Source organism: Telluria antibiotica, from assembly GCF_011682055.1.
Taxonomy (GTDB): domain Bacteria; phylum Pseudomonadota; class Gammaproteobacteria; order Burkholderiales; family Burkholderiaceae_D; genus Telluria; species Telluria antibiotica.
Window position 1 is genome coordinate 300016 of the sequence record NZ_JAAQOM010000006.1, and the last position, 25364, is coordinate 325379.

19 protein-coding genes are annotated in these 25364 nt (G+C 69.0%); 8 read left to right on the plus strand and 11 right to left on the minus strand.

Annotated elements, in window-relative coordinates:
* Positions 1-196: 196 nt before the first annotated feature.
* Entirely contained in the window at positions 197-1309 is a 1113-nt protein-coding gene (locus HAV22_RS12355; RefSeq protein ID WP_166859373.1) for a LacI family DNA-binding transcriptional regulator, read from the minus strand.
* 181 nt (positions 1310-1490) lie between these two features.
* Between HAV22_RS12355 and HAV22_RS12360 the strand changes: the two genes are divergently transcribed.
* From HAV22_RS12360 to HAV22_RS12375, 4 genes are all read left to right on the plus strand, one after another.
* On the plus strand, positions 1491-3707 hold the full coding sequence (locus tag HAV22_RS12360; protein WP_166859374.1) for an alpha-glucuronidase family glycosyl hydrolase: 2217 nt from the start codon (positions 1491-1493) through the stop codon (positions 3705-3707).
* Between the two features lie 39 nt (positions 3708-3746).
* Complete coding sequence (locus HAV22_RS12365) at positions 3747-4880, plus strand: endo-1,4-beta-xylanase (protein WP_166859375.1); 1134 nt, start codon at positions 3747-3749, stop codon at positions 4878-4880.
* Between the two features lie 103 nt (positions 4881-4983).
* Positions 4984-6369: a glycoside hydrolase family 27 protein gene (locus tag HAV22_RS12370; RefSeq protein ID WP_166859376.1), complete on the plus strand. Its 1386-nt coding sequence runs from the start codon at positions 4984-4986 to the stop codon at positions 6367-6369.
* 119 nt (positions 6370-6488) lie between these two features.
* Positions 6489-7673 carry a GGDEF domain-containing protein gene (locus HAV22_RS12375; RefSeq protein ID WP_166859377.1) on the plus strand — a complete coding sequence of 395 codons (1185 nt, stop codon included), beginning with the start codon at positions 6489-6491 and terminating at the stop codon, positions 7671-7673.
* Here HAV22_RS12375 and HAV22_RS12380 read toward each other — a convergent pair.
* The 3 genes from HAV22_RS12380 to HAV22_RS12390 all read right to left on the minus strand — a co-directional run bounded on the left by HAV22_RS12380 (position 7660) and on the right by HAV22_RS12390 (position 10281).
* Entirely contained in the window at positions 7660-8391 is a 732-nt protein-coding gene (locus HAV22_RS12380) for a GH12 family glycosyl hydrolase domain-containing protein (protein WP_166859378.1), read from the minus strand. The two genes, HAV22_RS12375 and HAV22_RS12380, sit on opposite strands and share 14 nt — an antisense overlap.
* A gap of 217 nt (positions 8392-8608) precedes the next feature.
* The gene (gene arfB, locus HAV22_RS12385) at positions 8609-9007 is read right to left on the minus strand and encodes an alternative ribosome rescue aminoacyl-tRNA hydrolase ArfB (RefSeq protein WP_166859379.1); all 399 of its coding nucleotides are present in this window, start codon (positions 9005-9007) and stop codon (positions 8609-8611) included.
* Positions 9008-9018: 11 nt separating this feature from the next.
* On the minus strand, positions 9019-10281 hold the full coding sequence (locus HAV22_RS12390) for a cyanophycinase (protein ID WP_166859380.1): 1263 nt from the start codon (positions 10279-10281) through the stop codon (positions 9019-9021).
* 186 nt (positions 10282-10467) lie between these two features.
* Between HAV22_RS12390 and HAV22_RS12395 the strand changes: the two genes are divergently transcribed.
* A complete protein-coding gene (locus HAV22_RS12395) occupies positions 10468-10875 on the plus strand; it encodes a hypothetical protein (RefSeq protein ID WP_166859381.1) in 408 nt (135 codons plus the stop codon).
* Between the two features lie 9 nt (positions 10876-10884).
* Here HAV22_RS12395 and HAV22_RS12400 read toward each other — a convergent pair whose 3' ends face one another.
* Positions 10885-13749, minus strand: a complete 2865-nt coding sequence (locus HAV22_RS12400; protein ID WP_166859382.1) for a glycosyl hydrolase 115 family protein — start codon at positions 13747-13749, stop codon at positions 10885-10887.
* Positions 13746-15023 carry an SGNH/GDSL hydrolase family protein gene (locus HAV22_RS12405; protein ID WP_166859383.1) on the minus strand — a complete coding sequence of 426 codons (1278 nt, stop codon included), beginning with the start codon at positions 15021-15023 and terminating at the stop codon, positions 13746-13748. Before HAV22_RS12405 ends, HAV22_RS12400 begins: the two co-directional genes overlap by 4 nt.
* A gap of 111 nt (positions 15024-15134) precedes the next feature.
* Between HAV22_RS12405 and HAV22_RS12410 the strand changes: the two genes are divergently transcribed.
* Entirely contained in the window at positions 15135-16502 is a 1368-nt protein-coding gene (locus HAV22_RS12410; protein ID WP_166859384.1) for an enolase C-terminal domain-like protein, read from the plus strand.
* A 3-nt stretch (positions 16503-16505) separates the two neighbouring features.
* Here HAV22_RS12410 and HAV22_RS12415 read toward each other — a convergent pair whose 3' ends face one another.
* A complete protein-coding gene (locus HAV22_RS12415) occupies positions 16506-17408 on the minus strand; it encodes a LysR family transcriptional regulator (RefSeq protein WP_208296160.1) in 903 nt (300 codons plus the stop codon).
* A 135-nt stretch (positions 17409-17543) separates the two neighbouring features.
* Here HAV22_RS12415 and HAV22_RS12420 point away from each other — a divergent pair, with 135 nt between their 5' ends.
* A complete protein-coding gene (locus HAV22_RS12420) occupies positions 17544-18914 on the plus strand; it encodes an MFS transporter (protein ID WP_208296161.1) in 1371 nt (456 codons plus the stop codon).
* Here HAV22_RS12420 and HAV22_RS12425 read toward each other — a convergent pair.
* From HAV22_RS12425 to HAV22_RS12440, 4 genes are all read right to left on the minus strand, one after another.
* On the minus strand, positions 18908-19543 hold the full coding sequence (locus HAV22_RS12425; RefSeq protein ID WP_166859386.1) for a hypothetical protein: 636 nt from the start codon (positions 19541-19543) through the stop codon (positions 18908-18910). The genes HAV22_RS12420 and HAV22_RS12425 overlap by 7 nt on opposite strands.
* Positions 19544-19714: 171 nt before the next feature.
* Positions 19715-21697 (minus strand): putative bifunctional diguanylate cyclase/phosphodiesterase, encoded by a 1983-nt coding sequence (locus tag HAV22_RS12430; RefSeq protein ID WP_166859387.1) that lies wholly within the window; start codon positions 21695-21697, stop codon positions 19715-19717.
* A gap of 174 nt (positions 21698-21871) precedes the next feature.
* Positions 21872-22831, minus strand: coding sequence for a chemotaxis protein (locus HAV22_RS12435; RefSeq protein ID WP_166859388.1), 960 nt, complete (start codon positions 22829-22831; stop codon positions 21872-21874).
* Between the two features lie 153 nt (positions 22832-22984).
* Positions 22985-23941, minus strand: a complete 957-nt coding sequence (locus HAV22_RS12440) for an MYG1 family protein (RefSeq protein ID WP_166859389.1) — start codon at positions 23939-23941, stop codon at positions 22985-22987.
* 153 nt (positions 23942-24094) lie between these two features.
* On the opposite strand from HAV22_RS12440, the gene HAV22_RS12445 reads away from it, so the two are divergent.
* Positions 24095-25327: a cyanophycinase gene (locus HAV22_RS12445; protein ID WP_166859390.1), complete on the plus strand. Its 1233-nt coding sequence runs from the start codon at positions 24095-24097 to the stop codon at positions 25325-25327.
* The last annotated feature ends 37 nt before the right edge of the window (positions 25328-25364 follow it).

Here is a 25364-nt window from a genome sequence, read left to right on the forward strand (position 1 = left end):
GGCGGATTTGGGCCTTGTCAATCAAATATTCGGAAGATGTCCGGCGAAGGCGACGCAAGCGGTCCGAGCGATGTCGAAATTGGCCGGGAAAGTGGAAAAATGGGATGTTAGCGTGAACAGCTTATGCGCCATGCATAAACCGACAGAAATACGGCGGGGACCACGGCCGCGGCGGGCGCCGCGGCCGGAACGGCAATCAGCCTGCGCGCTTGGCCGCCGCGAGCGGCAGCAGCGCCGAAGGACGGGTGCGCGGCGCGGCGTCGGACTGGCGGCGCACCAGTTCGAAGTCCATGCGGACCTGTTCGGGTTCCGCCGCCTCGCCCTCGCGCAGCGCACGCACGCGGCGCACGAGCGACTGCACGGCTTCGCGCGCCATGCCGGCGATCGGTTGGCGGACGGTCGTCAGCTCCGGCCAGATCGTCGTCGCGAGCGCCGTGTCGTCGAAGCCCGTGACGGTGAGGTCGCCCGGCACATCGAGGCCCAGGCGGTGCGCGACGGCGACGCAGGCTGCCGCCATGTCGTCGTTGCTGGCGAAGATGGCGGTCGGGCGATCTTCCAGCGCCAGCAGGTGCTCGGCCGCGTCGAGGCCGGAGCGATACGTGAACATGCCCTGCACGACCAGCTCCTCGGATGCGTCCGCACCCATCTCCGCGATCGCCGCGCGATAGCCTTCCAGCCGGCGCGCGCTGGCGGTCTGGTTCGGATGGCCGACGACGAAGCCGATGCGGTGGTGACCCAGGTTGATCAGGTGGCGCGTCATCGCGTGCGCGGCCTCGAAGTCGTCGATGCTGACGGCGCCCACGCGGGTGTCCGGCAGGCCGCACGCGACGACGACGGCGGGGATGCCGGCACCGGCGATCGTCGACAGCACGTCCTCGCTGTCGCACAGCGGCGGCGGCAGGATGATGCCGTCCAGGCCGTTCTCGACGAGGCGCCGGGTCTGCTCGGCTTCCTGCTCGCCCGCCTCGCATTTTTCGACGAACAGCTGGACGTTGTTCAGGCCGGACTGGCTCAGGAGGCCGACGAGGAATTCGCTCAGGTAGGCGGCGCTCGGGTTACTGTACAGGAAGCCGACGCGGATCGGCTTGGAGCCGGCGAGGTTGCGCGCCTCCTGGTTCGGCGTGTAGTTCAGCGCCGCCACGGCTTCCGCCACCTTGCGGCGGGTGCTGTCGCGCACGAGGCCCTTGCCGTTCATGACGCGCGACACCGTCATCGCGGATACGCCCGCGAGCTTGGCGACGTCCGCCATCGTCGGCTGGCCCCGGCGCTCCACCTCTTCCTGGACGGACTCTGCTTTGGCTTTCGTCATGTTCTCCCGCTTCCTGTCAATTTTTTGTTTGCGCTATCTTATCACTGCCGGGGCATGCAAAGATAGGCATAAAAGTGGCCGTAAACACCCAGAAATCGATTTCGCAAATCAAGAGTTTGCGCTAACATTCAAACGCCGGGCGGGCCGCCGTACCGGCACCATAACGATAACGGAGACTACGATGCGGTATTTGATACGGCGTGCACGCGCACGACTGACGGCGGCGCTCGCGCTGACCGCCCTCCTCGGCCTGCTCACCACGCACCTTGCCCATGCGGCGGACGAAGACGGCTACGACCTGTGGCTGCGCTACCGGCCCCTGCCTGCCGCCCCGCGCGCGGCGCTGGCCGCGGCCGCCACCGGCATCGCGGCGCCAAGCGACACGCCGACCGTGCGCGCCGCCGTCGCCGAACTCCAGCGCGGCCTCGCCGGCCTGCTGGGACGCACGCCCGATACGATCGCCGTGGCGGCCCGGCCCCGCACCGGTGCCGTCGTCCTCGCGCGCGCCGCACGGCTGCCCACTGGCCTGGCCGACGTCGACGCGTTGCGCGCCGCGCTCGCCACGGCCGGCGCCGAAGGCTATGTCGTCCGACGCACGCGCATCAATGGCGCGCCCGTCACGCTGGTCGCGGCGAACACGGACATCGGCCTCCTGTACGGCGGCTTCGCATGGCTGCGCCAGCTGCAGCTGGGCGCCGCGCCGGAAGGAATCGCCTTGCTCGACAAGCCCGCGCTGCCGCTGCGCGTGCTGGACCACTGGGACAACCTGGACCGCACCGTGGAGCGCGGCTACGCGGGCGAGTCGATCTGGAACTGGTGGGAGCTGCCGCACATCGTCGACCCGCGCTACACGGACTACGCGCGCGCCAACGCGTCGCTGGGCATCAACGGCGCGGTGCTGAACAACGTCAACGCGAAGGCCGAGGTGCTGAGCCCCGCCTTCCTCGCGAAGACGGCCGCCATCGCGGACGTGCTGCGGCCGTACGGCATCCGCGTCTACCTGTCCGTGCGCTGGTCGACGCCGCTGGAGCTGAAGGAGACGAAGACGGCCGACCCGCTCGACCCTGCCGTCGCGGCGTGGTGGGCACGCAAGGCCGACGAGATCTACCGCACGATCCCCGACTTCGGCGGCTTCCTCGTGAAGGCGAATTCGGAAGGCCAGCCCGGTCCGCAGGACTACGGCCGCAACCACGCGGACGGCGCCAACATGCTGGCGCGGGCGCTCGCGCCGCACCGCGGCATCGTGATGTGGCGCGCGTTCGTCTACAGCCCGCCCGCCCATCCCGCGCAGGCCAGCGACCGCGCGGCGCAGGCGTACGATCAGTTCCAGCCGCTGGACGGGAAGTTCGCCGATAACGTCCTCGTGCAAGTGAAGAACGGCGCCATCGACTTCCAGCCGCGCGAACCGGCGCACCCGCTGTTCGGCGCCATGCCGCACACGCCGCTGATGATGGAATTCCAGGTGACGAAGGAATACCTGGGCTTCGCCACGCACCTCGTCTACCTCGGCCCGCTGTTCCAGGAAACGCTGAGGTTCGACACGCGCGCCGGCGGCCAGCCGATGCCGGTCGCGCGCGTGCTCGAAGGCGCCCAGCAGGGGCGCGTGGGCGGCATCGCCGGCGTCGCCAACATCGGGGCGAGCCGCAACTGGACGGGCTCCACGTTCGACCAGGCCAACTGGTACGCGTTCGGCCGCTTCGCGTGGAATCCTGACCTGGACAGCCGCGCCGTCGCGCGCGAATGGGCGGGACTGACGTTCGCGCCGGATCCGCGCGTCGTCGACCCCGTCGTCGACATGATGATGCGCTCGCGCGAAGCCGCGGTCGACTACATGACGCCCCTCGGCCTGCACCACATGATGGGCACGGGCCACCACTACGGCCCCGCGCCGTGGGTCGACGACCTGGGGCGCGCCGACTGGAACCCCGTGTATTACCACCGCGCGGGCAAGGACGGCATCGGATTCGACCGCACGGCGACGGGCAGCAATGCCGTGGCCCAGTACGCGCCCGACGTCGCGCGCCGCCTCGCCGACCCGGCCACGACGCCGCCCGAACTCCTGCTGTGGTTCCACCACCTTCCCTGGGATTACCGCATGCCTTCCGGCCGCACCTTGTGGGACGAGCTGGTTGCGCACTACGACCATGGCGTGGCCGAGGTCGACGCGATGCAGGCCGAGTGGCAGCGCCTGCGTCCGTATGTGGACGCGCGCCGCTACGCCGACGTCGCGCAGCGCCTCGCCCAGCAGCGGCGCGAGGCGCAGTGGTGGCGCGACGCGTGCATCGCCTATTTCCAGCACCGGTCCGGCCTGCCGCTGCCCGCCGGGGCGCGGCCGCCCGCACAGTCCCTCGAGTACTACCGGGCGCTTGCTTTTCCATTCGCGCCCGGCCATGGCTGACCTGCTTTCACACCACCACGCAAAACAGAAGGACACAAAATGACTACACGACGAGAGATCATCCAGGCGCTTGCCGGCGCCGCCCTGCTGCCGGGCATCGCGCCATTCGCGCGCGCCCAAGCCCCCGCCGGCGAAGGGCTGAAGGACGTCGCCGCCCGCAAGGGCATGCGCTTCGGTACCGCCATCAGCGCCGGCCGCAACCAGTTCGGCGACGCCGCATACCGCGCGCTCGTCGAGCGCGAATGCAATCTGATCGTGCTGGAAAACGAGATGAAATGGCAGGCGCTGGAACCGGCACCCGGCAAAGGGAACTTCGGTCCCGCCGACGACGTGATCGCGTGGGCCAAAAACAAGGGCATCGCCGTGCGCGGCCACAACCTGTTCTGGCAGGCCGAGAAATGGCTGCCGGCATGGGTCGCCAAGCAGAACTTCGGGCCGCAGCCCGCGAAGACCGTCGAGCAGCTGATGCGCACGCACGTGAGCACCGTGTGCGGCCATTTCGGCAAGGCCATCAAGAGCTGGGACGTCGTCAACGAAGCCGTCGACCCGGCAGACGGCAAGCTGCGCCAGAACGCCCTGACGCGGCCGCTGGGCGCCCTCGAGCAGATCGACCTGGCGTTCCGCCTCGCGCACGAATACGCGCCGCAGGCGCAGCTCGTGTACAACGACTATATGCGCGGCGACGCGGGCAGCGCGAAGCACCGCGCCGGCGTCCTTGCGCTGCTGGCCGACCTCAAAAAGCGCGGCACGCCGGTGAACGCGCTCGGTCTGCAGAGCCATATCGGCTCGTGGGACGAGACCGATAAGGGCCGCGCGGATCTGGTGGAGTGGCGCAAATTCCTCGACGAGGTCACGGGCATGGGCTACGACCTCCTGATCACGGAGCTGGACGTGAACGACCGCCGCCTGCCGGCCGACATCGCGAAGCGCGACGCCGGCATCGCCGCCGCCACGCGCGACTACCTGGACGTCACCTTGTCGTATCCGCGCCTGCGCGACATCCTCGTCTGGGGCCTCGCGGACAACGTCAGCTGGCTGCAGACCTGGGACGAGGCACCGCGCACGGACAAGCTGCCGATGCGCCCCACGCCGTTCGACGCGCAACTGAAGGCGAAGCCCATGCGCCAGGCGATCGCGGATGCCATCAAGGCCGCGCCGCAGCGCCAGGGTTGAGGGGATATCGTTTTGGACATCGGTCGGCGCAAACTAGTTATTAGTGCGTCGACCGAACCAACTCTATACTCGCGCGATAACTCAACTACAGGTTACGCCCCCAATGAACCCGAATCGCCGCCGTCTCCTCGCCACCTCCCTCGCCAGCGCAGCAGCAGCAGCGGCCGGCGTGCCCTCCTCCGCCGCCAACGCGGCCACGCCGAAAAAGACTGCCGCCGCAGCAGCAGCCGGCGCCGTGCTGGCACCGACGCCGCCGATGGGCTGGAACAGCTGGAACTCGTTCGGCCCGACGATCACCGAGGCGCAGGCGCTGGAAAACGCCGACATCATGGTCGCGAAGCTGCTGCCGTCCGGGTACAACGTCTTCACGGTCGACATCCAGTGGTACGAGCCGAACGCGAACAGCTACACGTACCGCAAGGACGCGGAACTGACGATGGACCAGTACGGCCGCCTGCAGCCGGCACCGAACCGCTTCCCGTCAGCGGCCGGCGGCGCCGGGTTCAAGAAGCTCGCCGACCAGATCCACAAGCGCGGCATGAAGTTCGGCATCCACCTGATGCGCGGCATCCCGCGCCAGGCCGTGCAGAAGAACACCCCGATCCTTGGCACGAACCTGCACGCGCAGGACATCGCCGACACGAAGGCGATCTGCGAGTGGAACGGCGACATGTACGGCGTCGACATGACGAAACCGGGCGCCCAGGAATACTACAATTCCGTCTTCAAGCAGTACGCGGAGTGGGGCGTGGACTTCGTCAAGATGGACGACATGTCGCGCCCGTACGAGCGCAACTGGCCCGAGGTCGAGGCGGCGCACAAGGCCATCGCGGCCAGCGGCCGTCCCATCATCCTGTCGCTGTCGCCGGGCGAGATGGACCTGCGCTGGGACCGCCACGTGCCGCACTACGCCCAGATGTGGCGCATCTCGGACGACTTCTGGGACGAGTGGCGCCTGCTGGAAGAGCAATTCCAGCGCCTGGAAAACTGGAACCCCGTGCTGGGCCCGGGCTCCTGGCCCGACGCCGACATGCTGCCGCTGGGCCGCCTTGCGCTCGGCGCACGCGACACCAAGTTCACGCCGGACGAGCAGCAGACCCTGATGACCTTGTGGGGCATCGCGCGTTCGCCGCTGATCATGGGCGGCGACCTGCGCCACCTGGACGCGAAGACGCTCGCATTGCTGACGAATCCCGAGGTGCTGGCCGTGAACCAGCGCAGCCGCGAGAACCGTCCGCAACGCGCCGACGCCGGCACCCGCATCTGGAGCGCCCGCTCGGCCGACCAGCACGACCTGCAATACCTCGCCCTGTTCAATACGTCCAACGCACCGGTCGACTTCGCGTTCGACCTGTCGCGCCTGAACCTCGGCAACCGTGCCGTCGCCGTGCGCGACCTGTGGGCGCGGCACGACCTGGGGACGGCGCGCGGCAAGATCAACGCCGCCGTGCCGCCGCACGGCTCGGTCCTGTACGGCCTGAAGGCCTGATCCGCGGGCGATGGCGGTTGACGGCCGGCGGCAATGCCGCAGACATGGCGCAGGACGGCCGGATGCTATAGAATTTGTAGCAATCGCCGACCAGCGCGGCCGTCACCCTCCGTCGCCCAATGACATTCAACCCGCTCACCGGCGAGTTCGCGCAACGCGCGCACGAAGCCGCCTTCCTGGCCCACAAGCTGCCGCAGACGCGGGCCCTGCTCGGCTTCACGCTCGTGTTCTGCACCGTGTTCTACGCGGCGTTCGCCGTCAGCGACTTCGCCGCGCTCGGCTACGGTCCGCACTTCCTGCAGCTGTGCGCCGCGCGCGGCATCGTGGCGGCGACGGCCGGCACGTGTGCCTGGTGCGCGTACCGCACGCCGCTGCCCGTCGCCGCCACGCGCATCGCCGCGTCCGGCGCCGAAATCGTGGCGCTCGCGTGTTTCATGTTCATCGCCGTGCGCCGGCCGGGCGAATTCCACTGGCATGCGATGTCGCTCGCGATCATGCTCATCGTGATCTACCTGTACATCCCGAACGGTTTTGCCAATGCGCTGGTGCTGGCATCTGGCGCCACCGCAGCCTTCCTCGCGCTGGCGCTGCGCTTCGGAGGCATGACGTCGGCCGACGTCGTCACGATGGTCATGCTGCTCCTGCTGGCGAACGCATTCGGCGCGCTGGCGGCGCGGCGGTTCAACCGGGTGACGCGCGAGGAATACGAGGCACGCCTGCAGCTCCAGCACACGGCAGCGCGCGACCACCTCACGGGCTGCTTCAACCGGCGCTACCTGCACGAGACCCTGATGCACCCCGGCCAGCTGCGCACGTCCGGGGCGGACGGCATGCTGACGGTGGTCCTGTGCGACATCGATCATTTCAAGCGCATCAATGACACGTTCGGGCACGCGTGCGGCGACGCCGTGCTGCGCGGCTTTGCCGACCTGCTGCGGCGCATGACGCGCGACGGCGTCGACAGCGTGGTCCGCTATGGGGGCGAGGAATTCCTCGCGATCCTGCCCGGCACGGACCTCGACGGCGGCATCCACCTGGCCGAGCGCCTGCGCACGCGCTTTGCCGACACGAGCGTCATGACTGACGACGGCACGGAGCACGTGTGCACGACCGCGAGCTTCGGCGTCGCCTGCGCCGACCTCGCGGCCGGCGCCGGGGACCACGTGCTGCGCGACCTGATCGCCATTGCCGACAAGCTGATGTACGACGCCAAGCACGCCGGACGCGACCAGGTTTGCGCACGCTGCGCCTGCAGCAACGGCGCGGCCGGACCGCGCCTGGCGGGACTGGTCAATACGCGGTGACCGAGAAGTTACGGGACGCGAAATCCATTCCTCCCGACGACGACGTGATCTCGAAACCGTACTGCACGTCGCCTACCGTCACGTTACCGATCCAGCCGAGGTTCTGCAGGTAGCGCATGAGCGCCAGGGCGTCGACGGTCGTGTTGTTGGTCTTCGCGGTGCGAAGGAACGAGTACACCATGTTGCCGCCGTTATTGCCGCGGTAGACGTTCCACGTGGCGCCGCCGATGTTCACGTTCGTGTACACGGGGATCGCGCAGCCTTGCGCGGTCCAGTTGTACGAGATCGGCTTGACGTTCCCGCAGCCGGCTGCCGTGCCCGTGTAGTTCAGCCACACCATGATTTCGTTGGCGTGGTTCGTGTCCCAGATGTCGAACGTGGATTCCCAGGCACCGCCGGCGGGCGTCGTGGCCGACACGACGGCCGTCAGGCGCGACAGGCTGCCCAGCGCCTTGCCGACGTAGAAGTCGATATGCGGGTAGGACTTGATGCCGCCGGTATTCGGCTGGTTCGACCACACGCCCCAGTCGGTGGGCGAGTTGGCCCACAAGGTCTGCGGCCCGGCGCCGGCGCCCCAGATATCGTTGTTGAAGCTGTACGCACCCATCGTCGTCGATCCGTATTGGGCCGTCGTCGACCAGGTTGCCGCGTGGGCTGGGGCGGCGAAGCTCGCTGCCAATGCCATTGCCACTGCCGTGATGCGAAGTGCCTTCTTCATGTAGTCTCCTTGATGTTCGCCCCGCTTCGAGCGGACCGCGACCGCCGTATCCGCATACGGCATCCGGGGCGCTAACGCCGCATTTTTATTGTTATGTAACCGATTTCATCGTAGAGACGGAGGCAGGCGGCGTCAATCGTGCTAACAGCACTTGTTAACCGCTATCACCGAGGCATGCCAATATCGTATGGCAGATACGGATTTCGATATGGCGCGGTCACACGCGCACTTTGCCGCGCAGCGCCTTGACCTGCCCGCTGCGGGCCTTGGCGTCGAGCCGGCGCTTCTTCGATCCAAGCGTGGGACGTGTCGGCCGCCGCACGGTGGGGACCTCGGCCGCCGCGTCGACGAGCGCCTGCAGCCGCGCGAGCGCGTCTTCTCGATTTCGTTCGAGGCTGCGCGAACGCTGGGCCTTGATGACGACGACACCCTCGCGCGTGATGCGCGCGTCCGGGAGCGCGCGCATGCGCTCTTTCACGTGCGGCGGCAGCGACGAGGCGCCGATGTCGAAGCGCGCCTGCACGGCGTTCGACACCTTGTTCACGTTCTGGCCGCCCGGCCCCTGCGCGCGCACGGCGCTGAACTCGACGTCGTCGGGGTCGATCGTAACCGTCATGCCGCGCCGGGTCAGCGGACCTGGTTGCCCAGGATCGCGCCGTTCGCGGTGCCGTACACATACGGTCCGTTCAGCGACGAGCCGTCGGCATAGGTCTGCGCGGCCTGCTGCGTCCACGCGGACAGGTTGAACGTCGCCTGCGACTTGAAGCTGTACTGCGGTGCCGCCGGATACGGCGACGGCTGCGCCAGTTGGGCGCTCATGCGGTAGACCTGGATGCCGGCGTTGTCGTTCAGCGGCTTGCCGGCCACGCATTGCGACGGCGTGCGCACGATCTTCGTGAAATAGGCGGAGTTCTGCGCCGTGTACGGCGGCGTCGTGTTGTCCGCGTTGTACGGATTGGCGACGAGCTGCGCCTTCACGCTGCCGCGCGGGCCGGACACCAGCAGCGCCGTCTCTTCGTCGATGCCGATGCCCACGACGGCATCGAACGCCTCGGCGCCGCCGGGACAGCCGTTGCCGATGCGGGCGACGAAGCCGAACAGCCGGCCCAGGCGGTCGCGCGTGTTGAAGTGGTCGTCCGTGATCGTCTTTTCCAGCGACGGGATGGCGAGGAAGCTTCCCGTCTGCACGAATTTCTTCGACGACGTGTTCAGCGGATCGATCGTCATGTAGCGGTTGAACGGATCGGCGAGGGCCTGGTCCGACGTGACGCTGCCGTTGAGCGCCGCGAACGCGTACTGGCCCAGCATCGCATTGCCCGCGCTCGTGCCGCCGACGGGGATGCCGGCACTCACCGCGTTCTGTAGCGCCGTGTCCAGCGCCGTGCCCTGCCAGAAGTTGTAGTAATCCGCCTGGTCGCCGCCGGCGATGAAGATGGCGCTCGCCCTGGCGATCACGCCCAGCACGAACGGGTCCTCCGCGGCCTTGCGCGTCGGGATCACGAGCGTTTCCACGGACGTCACGCCCAGGTCGACGCCGCCGACCGTCTCGTAGTTCTTCGGCGTCGTCGGGTCCACCTGGCCGAGATGGCTGTAAATATAGCCGTTGTACGCATCGGTGCCGGTGGCGCGCAGGATGACGAAGCGGCCGCCCGCGGCGCGCGAGATGCCCGCCCGGGCGATCATCCAGCGGAACGCCTCGCCCACGTCGTAGCCGCCGCCCATCAGGACGACGGACGGCGTGCACGCCGTGTCCACGCACGATACGGGCTTCGCGCTGACGGGCGCGGACGGCGTGCCGACATAGCTGTACGTGTAGGTCGACCCGGCCCACGCGCCCTGGGCGGCGAGGAACGGGACGGCGGCGAGCAAGGTCTTGAGGATGGCTTTCATACGGACTCCGTGTGGTCGATGCGTTCGGACAGGTGGCGACGCCACCGTGGCTGGCCCAGCATATTATCTTTTTTGCACCGCTGGAACCGGAATCGCCAATCGGATGCCTGCATTCGGCATTTGCGCCACAGGCGCGCGACGGGTATCGTCATGGTCCACGATGACCCGCCCCGAAAGAACCGCACGATGAGTTACGACCTGATGGTGTTCGCGCCCGCCGCGGCGCCCGCGAAGCGCCCCGCCTTCCTCGACTGGTACGACGCGCAGACGGCCTGGGACGAAGACCACGGCTACGACGACCCCGCCGTCGCCGCGCCCGCGCTGCAGGCGTTCTACGCCGACCTGGCGGCCGAATTCCCGCCCGCGCCGCCCGACGTGCCGGAGCCGCAGGAGGAAAGCGGTACCGACTACACGATCGGCCGCGCGCTGATCTATATGTCGTTCCTCGACTGGGACAGGATCGACGCCGCGTGGGAAGCCGTGCACAGGCTCGCGGCGAAGCACGAACTGGGCTTCTTCGACGTCAGCTCCGACCTCGCCGAAGTCTGGCTGCCCGACCGCAAGGGCGGGCTGCGCATCGCGCATTCCGACTAGCTCATTCCCTTAGTTCGCCCCGATGCGCGGGCTTTCCGGCGGGCCCAGATAGCTCGGCTTCAGCCCGCCCGCATCGATCACGAGGCGCTGCAGCACGATGCCCGGATCGAGCGCCCACACCTTCAGCGTATGGCGGCCAGCGGCGTTCACGGCGTGCGTCGTCGTGAACTGCGCCACGCCGTCCGATACGATTTTCTCCCAGTGCCGCAGCGAACCGTCCGCGTGGATGTCGACGATCTGCGGCGCCTCGTCGTCGAATGCGACGGCATAGCGCAGGCCTGCGTCCGGGCGGAACTTCAACGTGGGCGACAAGGTCGCCTGCACGTCCACCTTGCCCGGCTCGAACAGAACCACGTCGTACTCGAGTCGGGGCGCAGCCGCCGGCAACATGGCCGCCGCGTCGGCGGGCAGGGTCGTCATGCCGGACAGCGTGCGGCCCAGGCCCGGCACGCGCAGCCACGACCGGCCGTCCTGCGCGACGGCGCGCGCATAATGCTCGGCCTCGATGGCGACGGCGCCTCCCGTCTCGACGAAGCCGGTGACGGCCGCGGTGCGCTGCTGCGCGTGCCGCAGCGGCACCTCGATCGTGGCCACCTGCCCGTCCGGTCCCGTCACGATCACGTGGCCGGCTTGCGCACCCGCCGGCACCTGGTCCCAACGGACGTCGACCTCGATGCGCTGCGTCCCGGCCGTCGTACCGGCAACCTCGCTCAGCACGATCCACGGCGCGTCCGCGCGGGCGTGCCACGCGAGTGGCGCCGCGCCGCGGTCGAACACCTCGATGTAGCGCGTCGATTTGTCGAACGGTTCGAACGGCGGCAGGTGCGGCGCGGCGGTGTCGGGCCAGGCGGTCGATTCGCCCTCCACCGCCACGCCCAGCGCGGGCGCGGCCGGCAGTGCGATCTCGCGCACGTCCGGCATGACGTTCGTGTCGGGGTCGCGCCAGCTCGTGTAGCCGATATGCGTCTGCGCCATCATGTGGTTCCACTTGCCGCCGTTGATGGCGTGGTATTCCCGCGAGATCGCCGCGTCCTCGGCGAACAGGTCGCGCGCACGGGCCGCAAGGGCGTTCGTGTCCGCCCGGCCTTGCTGCGCGTGGATGCGGTTCGCCTGCACTGTCGCATACAGTTCGCCGAGCGTGCCGGCCGCGCGCACGGGATGTTCGACGAGCTGGAAGAAGGCGTCGCGCTGCGCCGGTGCGAGCCGCGCCTTCACGCGCGCCGCGCGCGCGGCCAGGTCGCGCCAGCCGGCGACGATGCGCTCGGCCTCGCGGTAGTGCGTCGCGCTGTACGTGTCCGGCGCCAGCTGCTCCGGTTTGCGCCGGCCGTTGTAGCGCGCGTACGTGGCGACGATGTCCGCGATCTCCGCCGCGTCGGCCGCGCCGAATTCACGCGTCGCCCACAGTGTCAGGTACTCGGGCAGGCGCTGCGCCGGCCAGGCCGCCGGATTCCATGCGTAGGTCAGGAAAAATTCGATCGGCACTTCCATCGGCTTCAGGTCGCCGACGTTCACGATCCACAAGCGGTCGGCCCCGTAGCGCCACGAGAGGTGCATCTGCTCCCACACTTTCGGCAGCGGCGTCACGTTGATCCATTTGTACGAACGGGGGCCGCCCACGTAGTCGAAGTGGTAGTAGATACCGGCGCCGCCGGCACGCTTGCGTTCCTCCGGCGTCGGCAGGCGGCGGATATTGCCCCAGTTGTCGTCGCACCAGAGCAAGGTGACGTCGTCCGGCACGCGCATGCCCTTGTCGTAGTACTCCTGCACCTCCTTGTACAACGCCCACAACTGCGGCGTTCGTGCCGGCGGCTTGCCCGTTTCCTCCCCGATGATCCGGCGCTGGTCGGCGACGATGCGCTCCAGCAGGTGCAGGTCCGCGTGCTCGGCCATCGGCTCGTCGCCGTCACCGCGCATGCCCATCGTGACGACCTTGTCCCAGTCGCGCGCGCGCCGGAAGCCGCCGCGCCAGAACTGCTGCAGCCGGTCCTTGTTCGTGTCGTAGTTCCACTGCTTCGGTCCCATGCCGATGCGGTGCCACTCCTGCTGCGCGCGCATCATCGGTTCATGGTGCGAGGTGCCCATGACGATCCCCATCTCGTCGGCCAGCGGGCCGTTTTCCGGGTCGTCGTCGAAGAACGCGTTGTTCCACATGGCGGGCCACAAGTAATTGCCCCGCATGCGCAGGATGAGCTGGAACACCTTTTCGTAGAACCGATGGTTCAACCCGCCGAATTTTTCCTTGGCCCAGCCTGAGAGCGCGGGCGCCTCGTCGTTCAGGAAAATGCCGCGGTAGCGCACGACGGGCGCATCGGCGACGCGCGTGCCGGCCGTCACGGCGAGCACGTCGTGGTGCGGCGCCGGCACGTCGGCCCACCAATGCCACGGCGAGACGCCGATCTGTTCCGACACCGTGTACAGGCCGTAGATCGTCCCGCGCTTGTCGCTGCCCGCCACGACGAGTGCGCGCGCGACGCCCGGCAGCGGGTTGCGCACGGCCTGCACGAGATAACCTTCCCATTTGCCGCGCAGCGCGGCGGCGTCGATCTTGTGCGCCCGCACCAGCCGGTCGATCAAGGCGCTCTTGCCCAGCGTGCCCACGATGACGACGTCGGATCCCCTTGGCACCGTGCTCGATGCGAGCAGCGCCGGGCGAGTGCCCGACACGCGCTCCACGTCGCCCTGCAGGTCCGCCGCGGCGCGCCGGACGCCGGCGAAATCGGCAGGATCGACGACGATACGGGCGGCCTGGCCGGCGCGCGCCAGCACGACGGCGTTGCGGCCCCCGTCGAACGTCACGAACGGACGCTCTCCCAGCGCCCAGGCGGGTTGTGCGACTGCGGCGGCGAGCAGGACGGATGCGGCGAATGCTTTCATGGGTTCCCTGAAGGTGAATGACAGGTCTTGAGCAGGTCCAGCGGGACTGCATCCGCCATCGCGCGGTAGCCGGCCGGCGACGGATGCAGGCCGTCATTGTCGAGTGCCTGGCGCAGATGGTCGGGCCGCGCCGGGTCGCGCAGCGCGGCGTCGAAATCGACGACGCCGTCGACGACGCCGGCACGGCGGATCCACGCGTTGTACGCCAGGCGGTCGGCCTCGTTGTCCGGCCCTGGCGCGTAATAGCCGCTGCCGCCGTACGGCGTGATCGTGGCGCCCAGCACGCAGACGCCCTGCGCGTGCGCACGCGCGACGACCTGCCGGTAGGCCTCTTCGAGATCGACCAGCAGGCGCGCACGTTCGGCCGGGCTGTCTTCCTTGTTCCGGTGCTGCACGCCGAAGTCGTTCACGCCGATCATGACGATGGCGTGCGAGACGCCGGGGCGCGCCAGCACGTCGCGGTCGAAACGCGACACGAGGTTCGGCCCGAGGCCGTCGCGCAGCATGCGTCCGCCGCCGATGCCCGCGTTGACGACGCCGACGTCCGTCACGCCCGCCGCCCGCAGGCGCGCGGCGAGGCCGTCCGTCCAGCGCGCATAAGTGTCCGGCTGGACGCCGTAGCCGTCCGTGATCGAATCGCCGATCGCGACGACCGCGTGCGTGCCGCTGTCCGCCAGCACCTCGACGCCGGCGATCTGGTACCAGCGCGTGAATGCCTCGGCCCCTGGCCAGACAGCCACATGCACCTGGTTGCCCGCGACGCGAAAACTCGTCGCGCGCGCGCCCGGGTGGCCCGTCTGGCGCGCCGGGGCGTCCGTGAAATGCAGCGAAATGGCGAGGTCGGAGCCCGCCGCATGGGCCAGCTCGACGGGGTCGCTCACGTATTCGGCACCGGCGGGAATCGTCACGGCTGCGGCGCCGCCGAAGCGCAGCGGGCGCAGGCTGGCGGCGTCGACGTCGGGCTTGCCGGGTAAGGTCGCCAGCGCGATGCTGCCCGCGTCGACCACGAGCGGCGCCGTCCCGAACGCATTGCTGAGCCGTACACGCAGCCGGCTGCCGCCCAGCGACACGCGCACGACCTGGCGCAGGCTCGCGTCCCGCCACTGCGCGGCCGGCAATTCGTTCTGCCCTTCCGGCACGAGTTGTGCGCTACCCCAGGAGGCCACCCAGTGGGCACCGGCCGGCGGACCGGATGCCGCGCCGGATGGGGTGGAAACACAGCCGGCAAGGGCTGCGCAGAGGAGACCGGCGGCCAGAATCGATTGACGCGACATCGTTATTCCTTCACACTTGGCAGATGGTTGCGCTACCATTCTAGTTTAGAACAATGTTACCGGCAATGCGATATCTATTTTTCGCATGCCTGTCATCACCAGGAGACCGTTATGCCCCTCATCCAGCGCGCCGCCAGCCCGATCATCACCGACATGCAGGTGATTCCCGTGGCCGGCCGCGACAGCATGCTGCTGAACCTGTGCGGCGCCCATGCGCCCTATTTCACCCGCATCCTCGTGCTGCTGAAGGACAGCGCCGGCAACACGGGCATGGGCGAAGTGCCGGGGTCGAACGGCATCCTGCGCGCGCTGGAGCGGCTGGTGCCGCTCGTCACCGGGACCGAGGTGGCGCGCTACAACCTCACGTTGAACGCGCTGCGCGCGGCCGTCGCGGGGCCCAGCCACCAGGTGACGACGAACGCGGAGGCGGCCGTCATGAAACAACCGCACGAGATCAACCTGCGGCTGGAAAACGTGGTGACGGCGGTGGAAGCGGCGCTGCTCGACCTGCTGGGCCAGCACCTGGGCGTGCCGCTGTGCGACCTGCTCGGCAACGGCCGCCAGCGCAGCCACGTGACGATGCTCGCCTACCTGTTCTACATCGGCGACCGCACGCACACGGACCTGCCCTACGACGGCGACGCCGCCAAGGACGGCTGGTACAAGGTGCGCGACGAAGAAGCCCTGACGCCCGAACGGATCGCCGACCTGGCGTCCGCCGCCGTCGACAAGTACGGCTTCCGCGACTTCAAGCTGAAGGGCGGCGTGATGCGTCCGGAAGACGAGGTCGAGGCGGTGGCCGCCATCAAGCGGCGCTTCCCGGACGCGCGCGCCACGCTGGACCCGAACGGCGCGTGGTCGCTGGCGCAGGCGATCGCCGCGTGCAAGGGCCAGGGCCACGTGCTGTCGTATGCGGAAGACCCGTGCGGACCGGAAGACGGCTACTCGGGGCGCGAGATCATGGCCGAATTCAAGCGCGCCACCGGCATCCGCACGGCGACGAACATGGTGGCGACGGACTGGCGCCAGATGGCCCATTCGCACCTGCTGGGCGCCGTCGATATCCCGCTCGCCGACCCGCACTTCTGGACCATGCAGGGTTCCGTGCGCCTCGCACAACTGTGCCACGACTGGGGCCTGACGTGGGGCTCGCACTCGAACAACCACTTCGACGTGTCGCTCGCGATGTTCACGCACTGCGCGGCCGCGGCGCCGGGCGACATCACCGCGATCGACACGCACTGGATCTGGCAGGAAGGCCGCGAACGCCTGACGCAGGAACCGCTGCGCATCGTCGGTGGCCAGGTCGCCGTGCCGGACGCGCCGGGCCTCGGCATCGCGCCCGACATGGCGCGCATCGAGGAAGCGCACGCGCTGTACAAGAAAGTCGCCGGCGCCGCGCGCGACGATGCGATGGCGATGCGCTACCTCATCCCCGGCTGGACCTACGATCCGAAACGACCCAGCTTCGCCCGCTGACGGTCAGTCCGCGGGCGCACCGGCACAGAGCTCGTAGACCCAGCGCCGCAGCCAGCGGTGCGCCGGATCGGCCTCCATGCGCGGGTGCCACAGCATCGACACCGTCAGCGGTGGCGTCGCGACCGGGAGCTCGAACGTGTGCATGCCGTCGCGCAGCCGCGCGGTGTGACGCTCGGGGACACTGGCGACGAGGTCGGACGCGCGCGCCAGCGCGAGCGCCGTCGCGAACGAGCCGACGAGCACCGCGACGGGCCGCTCCAGGCCCAATGGGGAGAGCGCCGCATCGATGGCGCCCCGTTCGCGGCCCCGGCGCGACACGGACACGTGCCGGCATGCCGCGAAGCGCGCCGGCGTGACGTCGCCCGCTGCCAGCGGATGGTCCGCGCGCACGGCGCCGACGAACCGGTCGCGGAACAGGGCGCGTGTGCGGATTTCCGGACTCGTCTCCTCGCCAATGACGCCGATCTCCAGGTCGATGAGTCCTTCGCGCAGCGGCCCGCTGTCCTTGTTCACTTTTTGCACGAAACGCAGCCGCACCCCGGGTGCGTCGCGCTCGAGCCGCGCCAGCAGCGCGGGGCCGTAGTTCTCCACGAAACCATCCGTGACGCGCAGCGCGAACATGCGCACGATGCCCGCCGGGTCCACGTCCTCGGCGGGACGCAGCATGCGGCCGGCGTCCAGCACGAGGCGGCCGGCCTGCTCGCGCATTTCCAGCGCACGGGGCGTGAGGACGAGGTCGCGGCCCGCCCGCACGAGCAGCGGATCGCCCGTCGCGGCGCGCAGCCGGGCCAGCGCGCGGCTCATCGCCGAAGGGCTCAGCTTCAGCCGCCGCGCGGCGCCGGCCACGCTGCCTTCGGTCAGCAGCACGTCGAGGGTCACGAGCAGGTTCAGGTCGGGCATCGTCATCCGCGCACGATAGCACAGCCGTGGGACAGCCTGCCCGGCATGGCGCCCCGTGCACGGAGTCATTGCGTCGCACGCGCCTTCCGCCGGCGCCGCGCGTGTCCTACGCTTCAGGTTCGAACACGACCTGGAACGACGATGACCAATTCTCCCGCCACGCTGTCCCCGCCCGCACGCACGACGGCGCCGGGCGCCCTGCCCGGCCTCGCGCTGTCCGTGCTGCTGTCGTCGTTCGGCGCGAGCAGCGCCAACGTCGCCCTGCCCACGTTGCAGCGCGCCTTCGGCGCAAGCTTCGCGGCCGTGCAGTGGATCGTGCTCGCGTACCTGCTCGCCGCGACGGCCGCCGCCGTCGGTGCGGGTCGCCTTGGCGACGCGATCGGCCGGCGCCGCGTGCTGCTGGCCGGGATCGCACTGTTCGCGGCCGCGTCCGGTGCCTGTGCCGTCGCTCCCACGTTGCCGCTGCTCGTCGCGGCACGCGCCCTGCAAGGCCTCGGCGCCGCCGTCATGCTGGCCCTGGGCATGGCGCTGGCCGCGGGCCAGCTGCAAGGCCGCACGGGGCGCGCGATGGGCCTGCTGGGCAGCATGTCCGCCGTCGGCACGGCGCTCGGACCCGCACTGGGCGGCCTGCTGCTCGCGGGTCCCGGCTGGCGCGCCGTGTTCGCGGCGATGCTGCCCGGCGCCGTGCTGGCGTTCGCGCTCGTGCGCCGCTTGCCGGACGACGACGCCGTCCGCAGCGGCGGACCGTTCGACGTCACCGGCCTGCTCCTCCTGGTCGGCGCGCTGCTTGCCTTCGCCCTGGCCGCCACCGGCACCGGTGCGCGCTGGTGGTACGCCATCTCCGCACTGTGCACCGCCGCCTTCATGCGTACCGAGGCACGGACACGCACGCCGCTCGTGCCACTCGCGCTGCTGCGCGACCGCGTGACGGCGACGGGCTTTGCGACGAGCGCGCTCACGATGGCGCTGATGATGACGACGATGCTCGTCGGGCCGTTCTACCTCGGGCGCGCGCTGGGCCTTGGCGCCGGCGGGGTTGGCCTCGCGCTGGCCGTCGGCCCGCTCGTGGCGGCGCTGGCGGGCGTGCCGTCCGGAAGACTCGTGGACCGGCACGGCGCGCGCCGCACCGGCATGGCGGGCCTCGCGGCCATGGCGTTGGGAGCGGGCCTCGTGGCGGTGGCACCGCGCGCGGCCGGCGTGACGGGCTGGATCGCGCCGCTGGCCGTGCTGACGGCGGGTTATGCGCTGTTCCAGGCGGCGAACAACACGGCCGTGCTGGAAGCCGCCGGCATCGATCGGCGCGGCGTCGCGGCGGGACTTCTCAACCTGGCGCGCCAGCTCGGCCTGATCGGCGGATCGGCGCTGCTTGGCGCCGTGTTCGCGGCGGGCGCGCCCGATCCCGCGCATGCGGCGGCGGCGGACGTCGCGGAGGCGACGCAAGCGACGTTCGCGCTGGCGGTGCTGCTGCCGCTGTTGGGACTGGGCGCGGCGTGGCGCCAACGCGCTCAGTAAAAGGTATCCTTCAACACCTGCCCGGCGGCCTGCGCCGCCAGCGCGTGCAAGGCGGCGATATGTCTGGCGCGGTCGTGTTCGAGCGCTTCGACGTTCGGCACGCTGTAGTCGTCGAGTGGCGCGAAGCGGTCGACGACCGGTCCCATCGGACGCGCGCTGATGGTGAACGAGCGCTCGCCGATCCGGCGGCCGTCGCCGAACTCGTAGCCGAGCGCGAAATTCATGAAGGGTCGCAGCGACCTGTCGATCGGCGTGCCATACGTGAAGCCGGCCTTGATGTAGCTGCGGACCACGATCGTCCGGTGCAGATTGTCGTCCCGGCGCGCGAGCACCCCTTCGAGTTCGCGCTGTTGCACGTGCCGTACCGCATACCCGCGCGCTTCCAGACCCCGCACAAGCTCATTGGTGAAGGCGCCCAGCACGTCATCGTCCCAGCCGATCAACGCGGGGCGCAACAAGTGTTCGTCGGCCTTGATGCCGGCGGCTGACGGTCCCACGCTCCAGACGCCGGAGTCCAACCGGACCATGACGTCGTGCACCGGCTCGACCACGAGCACGCGCTGCGCGCCCAGCTTGTTCAAGCTGTACGGTGGTGCCGTCAGCGCACAGCCGCACAGTCCCGAGAGCATGAAGAAAACCGCGATCAACCTCGCAGTCAATGCGGTCCACGGTACCACGGGCGAAGCGTTGTGCATACGGGTTCCTGATCGGGTACATCGGACGATTACCAATGCCCAGTGTACGTCCCGTCGTGCATGGATGACAATCTGCCTGCACGGTGAGTGGACAGCGGCGCCGGTTCAGGCGGCGAGCACGCCCGACACCCCGGATTGCAGGAATTTGTCGAACTCGGGCAAGGCCATGGGACGTGCAAACAGATAGCCCTGCGCCTCGTCGCAGCGGCAAGCGCGCAGGCTTTCCATCACGTCTTCCGTCTCGATACCCTCGGCGACGACCTTCAGGCCCAACGCATGCGCCATGTGCACGAGGGCGGAGACGAATTCGTCGCCGTTCGCATCGAGCGACTGTTCGAGGAAGAACGAGCGGTCCAGCTTCAGCACGTCGACGGGGAAGCGCTTCAGGTACGACAGGCTCGAATAGCCCGTGCCGAAATCGTCCAGCGCCAGCGTCACGCCCAGGCGCTTCAGGCGGCGCAGCACGTCGACGGATTGTTCGGTGTCGTCGATCAGCGCGCTTTCCGTCAGCTCGAGTTCCAGCGCGCACGGCGGGAAGCCGGCGTCGCGCAATGCCTGCTCGACTTCCGTCACCAGGTCCGCGGAACGCAGCTGGCGGGCCGACACGTTCACCGACACGTGCAGCATCGTCCCGTACTTGTCGCCGAGGCGCTTGCCGACGCGGCACGCCTCGCGCAGCACCCATTTGCCGATCGCCTCGATGTGCCCGCGCTCTTCCGCGATCGGGATGAACTCGAGCGGCGGGACCCGGCCCAGCTCCGGATGCGTCCAGCGCAACAGCACTTCCACGCCGCGCAGGCGCAAGGTGCGCACGTCGATGCGGGGCTGGTAGTACAGTTCGAACTGGCCCAGCTCCAGCGCGCGCCGCAGCGCCGCCTCGATCTGGAGGCGGCGCCGCGCTTCCACGCTCATCTCCGGTTCGAAGAACTGGTACGAGCTCTCGCCCAGCGCCTTCGCCTTGTACATCGCCGTGTCCGCGTTCTGGAACAGCAGGTCGGGCGTGGCGGCGTCCTGGCCGGACAAGCTGATGCCGATCGACGCTCCCACGCACATTTCCAGGCCGTCGACGTAGAACGGGACGGTCAGCGTCTTGAGCAGACGCTGCGCGATGCCGGCCGCGGCCTCGCGGCCCGTACACGACGCCGCCACGACGAATTCGTCGCCGCCCAGCCGCGCCACCACGTCGCCGGGCCGCATGCACGACTGCAGCCGCTGGCCCACCTGCTGCAACAGGTTGTCGCCGGCCGCGTGGCCCAGCGAATCGTTGACTTCCTTGAAGCGGTTGAGGTCGATGAACATGACTGTCGTCCCGGCCTGGCTCTGCGTCCGGCCCAGCATCGCCTTCAGGTGGCCGTTGAGCCACGCGCGATTCGGCAGGCCCGTCAGGTGGTCGCGCGTGGCCAGCTCCTCGAGGCGCGCCTCCGCGCGCTTGCGGTCGGAGATGTCGTGGAAGAACACGGACAGGCCGTCCTCGCGCGCGTACACGCGCAGGCTCAGCCACGCACCCGCGGGCGCGTAGAATGCTTCGAACGACGCGTTCTCACGCCGCTCCATCGCGCGCCGGTAGGTCGCGGCGATCGGCGTGTCCTCCAGGCCCGGGGCCACATCCCACAACACCGAGCCCGTCGACGTACCCGGCGCGACGCCGGCCAAGACTTCGGCCAGCGTGTTCGCGTACGTGATCTCCCAATCGCGGTTCACCGTGAAGAAGCCGTCCTCGATGCTTTCCAGGATCGTGCGCACGTCGAGTGCTTCCTGGTGTTCCGTGACGTCCGCGAACGCGCCGCTGAAGCCTTCGCACGTGCCGTCGCCGGCACGGCGCGGCAGGCCGGACACGACGATCCGCCGTACCCGCCCGTCCGCGCACGCAACCGCGACCTCGTCGTCGAACGCCGCCTGCCGCCCCAGCGCATCCGTCACGCGCGCGGCGGCGTCGTGCCCGTCGACGGCGTGCGTGCGCAACCAGTCCGCCAGGAACACCCCGGCGGGAAAAGGCGGGAGGTCCGCGTCCTTGTCGACGGCGGACGTGCAGACGCCCTGGCCGTTCGTGGTCCAGATGCTCGCGATGAACGTGGTGGGCTCTTGCATGTGAATTGATATGGCGACCGTCTTGCCTGCATTATGCGGGAGTGGCATTGCTGTAGGAAAATTCCTACGAATATAAGGCATTAACTGTTGCCCAATTACAACTAGACAGGCGCAGGCAGAAAAAAGGCCGGTGGGCGCGCTGCCCCCCGGCCTTTTGCGCGGACGTGGAAGGAATTACTGGCGCAGCAACGTGCGCAGCGTGCGCGACAAGTCCTCGGCCGAGAACTTGGCGACGTAGGCGTCGGCACGCACGTTCTTGACGTGTTCCTCGTTCGTCGTGCCCGACAGCGACGAGTGGATCACGACCGGCATATTGCCGAAGCGGGCGTTCGACTTGATGTTGCGGGTGAGCGTGAAGCCGTCCATCTCCGGCATCTCGAGGTCAGTCAGGACGAGCGCGACCTTGTCGTGGACGCTCTTGCCTTCGGCCTCGGCCGCCTCGGCGATGTGGTTCAGCTGGTCCCAGCATTCCTTGCCGCTCTTCGTCATCACGAACGGCAGGCCCATCGCGTCCAGGCCTTGCTCGATCAGCGCGCGCGCGACGACGGAATCGTCCGCGGCGAGGATCACGGCGCCCGGCTTGAGCTTCATCTTGCCGCCGACGGCCTGCTCGATGTTCTCCGTATGCGCGTCCGGACTCAGGTTGCGCAGGATCGTCTCGACGTCCAGCACCTGGGCCAGGCGGGCCGGCTGGCCGTCCACCGCTTCCAGGCGCGCGATGCTCGTGACCATGCCGCTGCCGGCGCTGTGCTCGGCCGACATCACCTGCGTCCAGTCGAGGCGCACGATTTCCTCGACGCTCTCGACGGCGAACGCCTGCGTCGTGCGGGCGAATTCCGTCACCAGCATGATGTTCAGGCCCGTCTTCGGCGTCACGCCCGCGATGCCCGGCAGGTCGAGGACCTGGATGATCTGGCCGCGCAGGTTGACCACGCCGATGACGTGGTCGGGCGCGCCCGCGACCTTCGTGATCGTCGGCATGGCGACGATTTCGCGGATCTTGAAGACGTTAATGCCGAACAGCTCGCTGTGCTCGCCCGCGGCGTCACCGCCCAGGCGGAAAAGCAAAAGCTCGAATTTGTTCGTGCCCGTAAGGTTGCTGCGCTCGTCGACTTCCTGCTGAACCGATTTCATGTCCCGTCCTAAAAAGGTTGATTCTTTTGGGAAATTCTAGACGTGAACCGGCCGTCGGTGTAAATGCAAACTTGAATCTCGGTAACTTTTCGGCGAATTCGTACCAAAAAACCACAGACATTTGACGAAATCGTAATGCCGATCTTCCCAGGATCACAGCAACGACCCCGCGTCGACCTCGCGCAGCGCCTGCCGCGCCATCTCGAGGATGCCGTCGAACGACTTCGCGGCCGCGATGAACCGTCCATTATGGCAAAAGCCCGCGTCCGGCACGCCCGTGACGGCGGCCAGGTCGGCATCGCGCAGGCCGGCCCAGGCGGCGGGCAGGTCGGCCCGCGCGTCGAAGCTTTCGGCGCTGACGGGCACCGTGTGGATCATGTGGCGCTGCTCGCCCACGTTGTAGCTGATGACGAACAGCACATTCGGCATTTCCTTGCGCACGATCGCGGTCCATGGCAGCGCGCCGTTCTTCAGGTACAGCACGCGCCCGCCCTCGAGCAGCTCGGCGTGGCGCACCTGCTCGACGGCGAGCAACGCGCCCACGCGGTATTTGACGGCATTGATCATCAAGTCCGACAGCATGTCCAGCACGCGCCGGAACTGGGCGTCGCGGTACGCTTCCGCCGGCGCGCCATACCCGAGCCGCTGCTCGTCCATCCAGTTCGGATTGAAGCCGGACACGATGGCAGACAGGCCGTAGCTGCCCGGCGCGTTGCGCGCGGCACCCACGTCGGACAGGTCGAGGTATTGCACGACATCGGCATCGATCGCGTACGCCATCTGCTGCGCGGCGTCGTCCGACAGCTTGTGCCCCGCATGCCGTTCGGCCAGCAGCGCCACGCAGCGCGCGCCGTATTCGCGCCACACGAGGCCCGCGCTGGCATACGGCACACCGCTCACGCGGGCGCCGTCGAAGCCTTTCTGGTGATGGTCGAAGCGGCCCGCGGCCGGATTCCACTCGCCGCCCACGTCGATGACGACGTCGCCCTGGGCGATGATAGCCGGGTCGCGCGTGCGCACGAGCTCCGCGTCCGGGTACAACAACATCAGGACGGCCACCGCCCACGCGTCGTCCGCGTGGAATTTGCCGCCATGGGTCACGATCAACATGCTTGCTCCAGTTCGAATGGCCGGCCCAGCGCCGGCGCGCGCACCGATGTGCGCCGCATGCCAGGATGATACCGGCTTTGGCCGCGGGGCCGGGCGCGAGTATCATGTCGGGTGTCCACCGAGTCCACCGAATCCACCGTCCAAGGAAACGCCATGCCGATCCGCCTGCCCGCCCTGCCCCTCGCGTTCGTGCTGGCGTTCGGTCTGGCGCCGGCCATCGCGCGCGCGGACGCGCGCGCCGGCGCGGGCGCGGCGAAGGGGTCGCTCGTGATCGCCGGGGGCGCGCTGCGCGCCGATAATGCGCCGGTCTGGAGCAGGATCGTGGAACTGGCCGGCGGACGCGGCGCGCGCATCGCCGTGTTCCCGACGGCGGCCGGCAATCCGGCACGGTCCGGTCGCGCGACGGCCGAGATCCTCGCGCGCTACGGCGCCCGTCCGTTCGTCGTGCCGCTGTCCGCCCTGCTGCCCGGCACGGACGTCAAGCGGGCGGCGGACGACCCGGCGCTCGCCGCCAGCGTGCGCGCGGCCGGCGGCGCCTTCTTCACGGGCGGCGACCAGGGCCGCATCACGGCCGCCCTGCGCCACGCGGACGGGTCCAACAGCGCCGTGCTGGATGCCGTATGGGACGTGTACCGGCGCGGCGGCGTCATCGCCGGCACGAGCGCCGGCGCCGCCATCATGAGCAAGACGATGTTCTACGAAGGCCGCGCGCCGCTGCCCACGCTGCGCGACGGCATCACGGACGGCCGCGACATCGCGCCCGGCCTGGGCTTCATCGGCGACGACGTCTTCGTCGACCAGCACCTGCTCGTGCGCGGCCGCTTCGCGCGCATGCTGCCCGTGATGCTGGCCAAGCACTACCGCCTCGGCCTCGGCATCGACGAGAACACGGCGGCCGTCGTCGGGCCGGACCGCTCGATCGCCGTCATCGGCTACAAGGGCGCCCTGCTGCTGGATCTCGGCCAGGCCACCGTGGACACGGCACGCCCCGCGTTCAACGTGGCGGATGCCCGCATCAGCTACCTCGACAGCGGCGACCGCTACGACCCCGCGACGGGCCGCTTCACGCCCGGCCCGGACAAGGAACGGGTCGACCCGGCCGACCCGTCGTACCGCGGTCCGCTGTTCGTCCCGGACATCCTTGGCAACACGGCGGTCGTCGACCTGTTGATGAAGCTGTGCGACAGCGACCAGGCGCGCGCCACCGGCATCGCGTTCGGCGACCCGGCAGGCACCTCGCCGGAACGGGGCTTCGAATTCACGTTCACGCGCACGCCGGAGTCCGAAGGCTGGGAATCGAACCGGGCCGATACCTATTCGGTGTACCGGGTGCGCATGGATGTGAGGCCCGTAAAGCTGACGCTGCCGCTCTACCGGGCCGAATGAGCGGGCGGCCCGACGGACAATCGCGCGGTCATGCGCA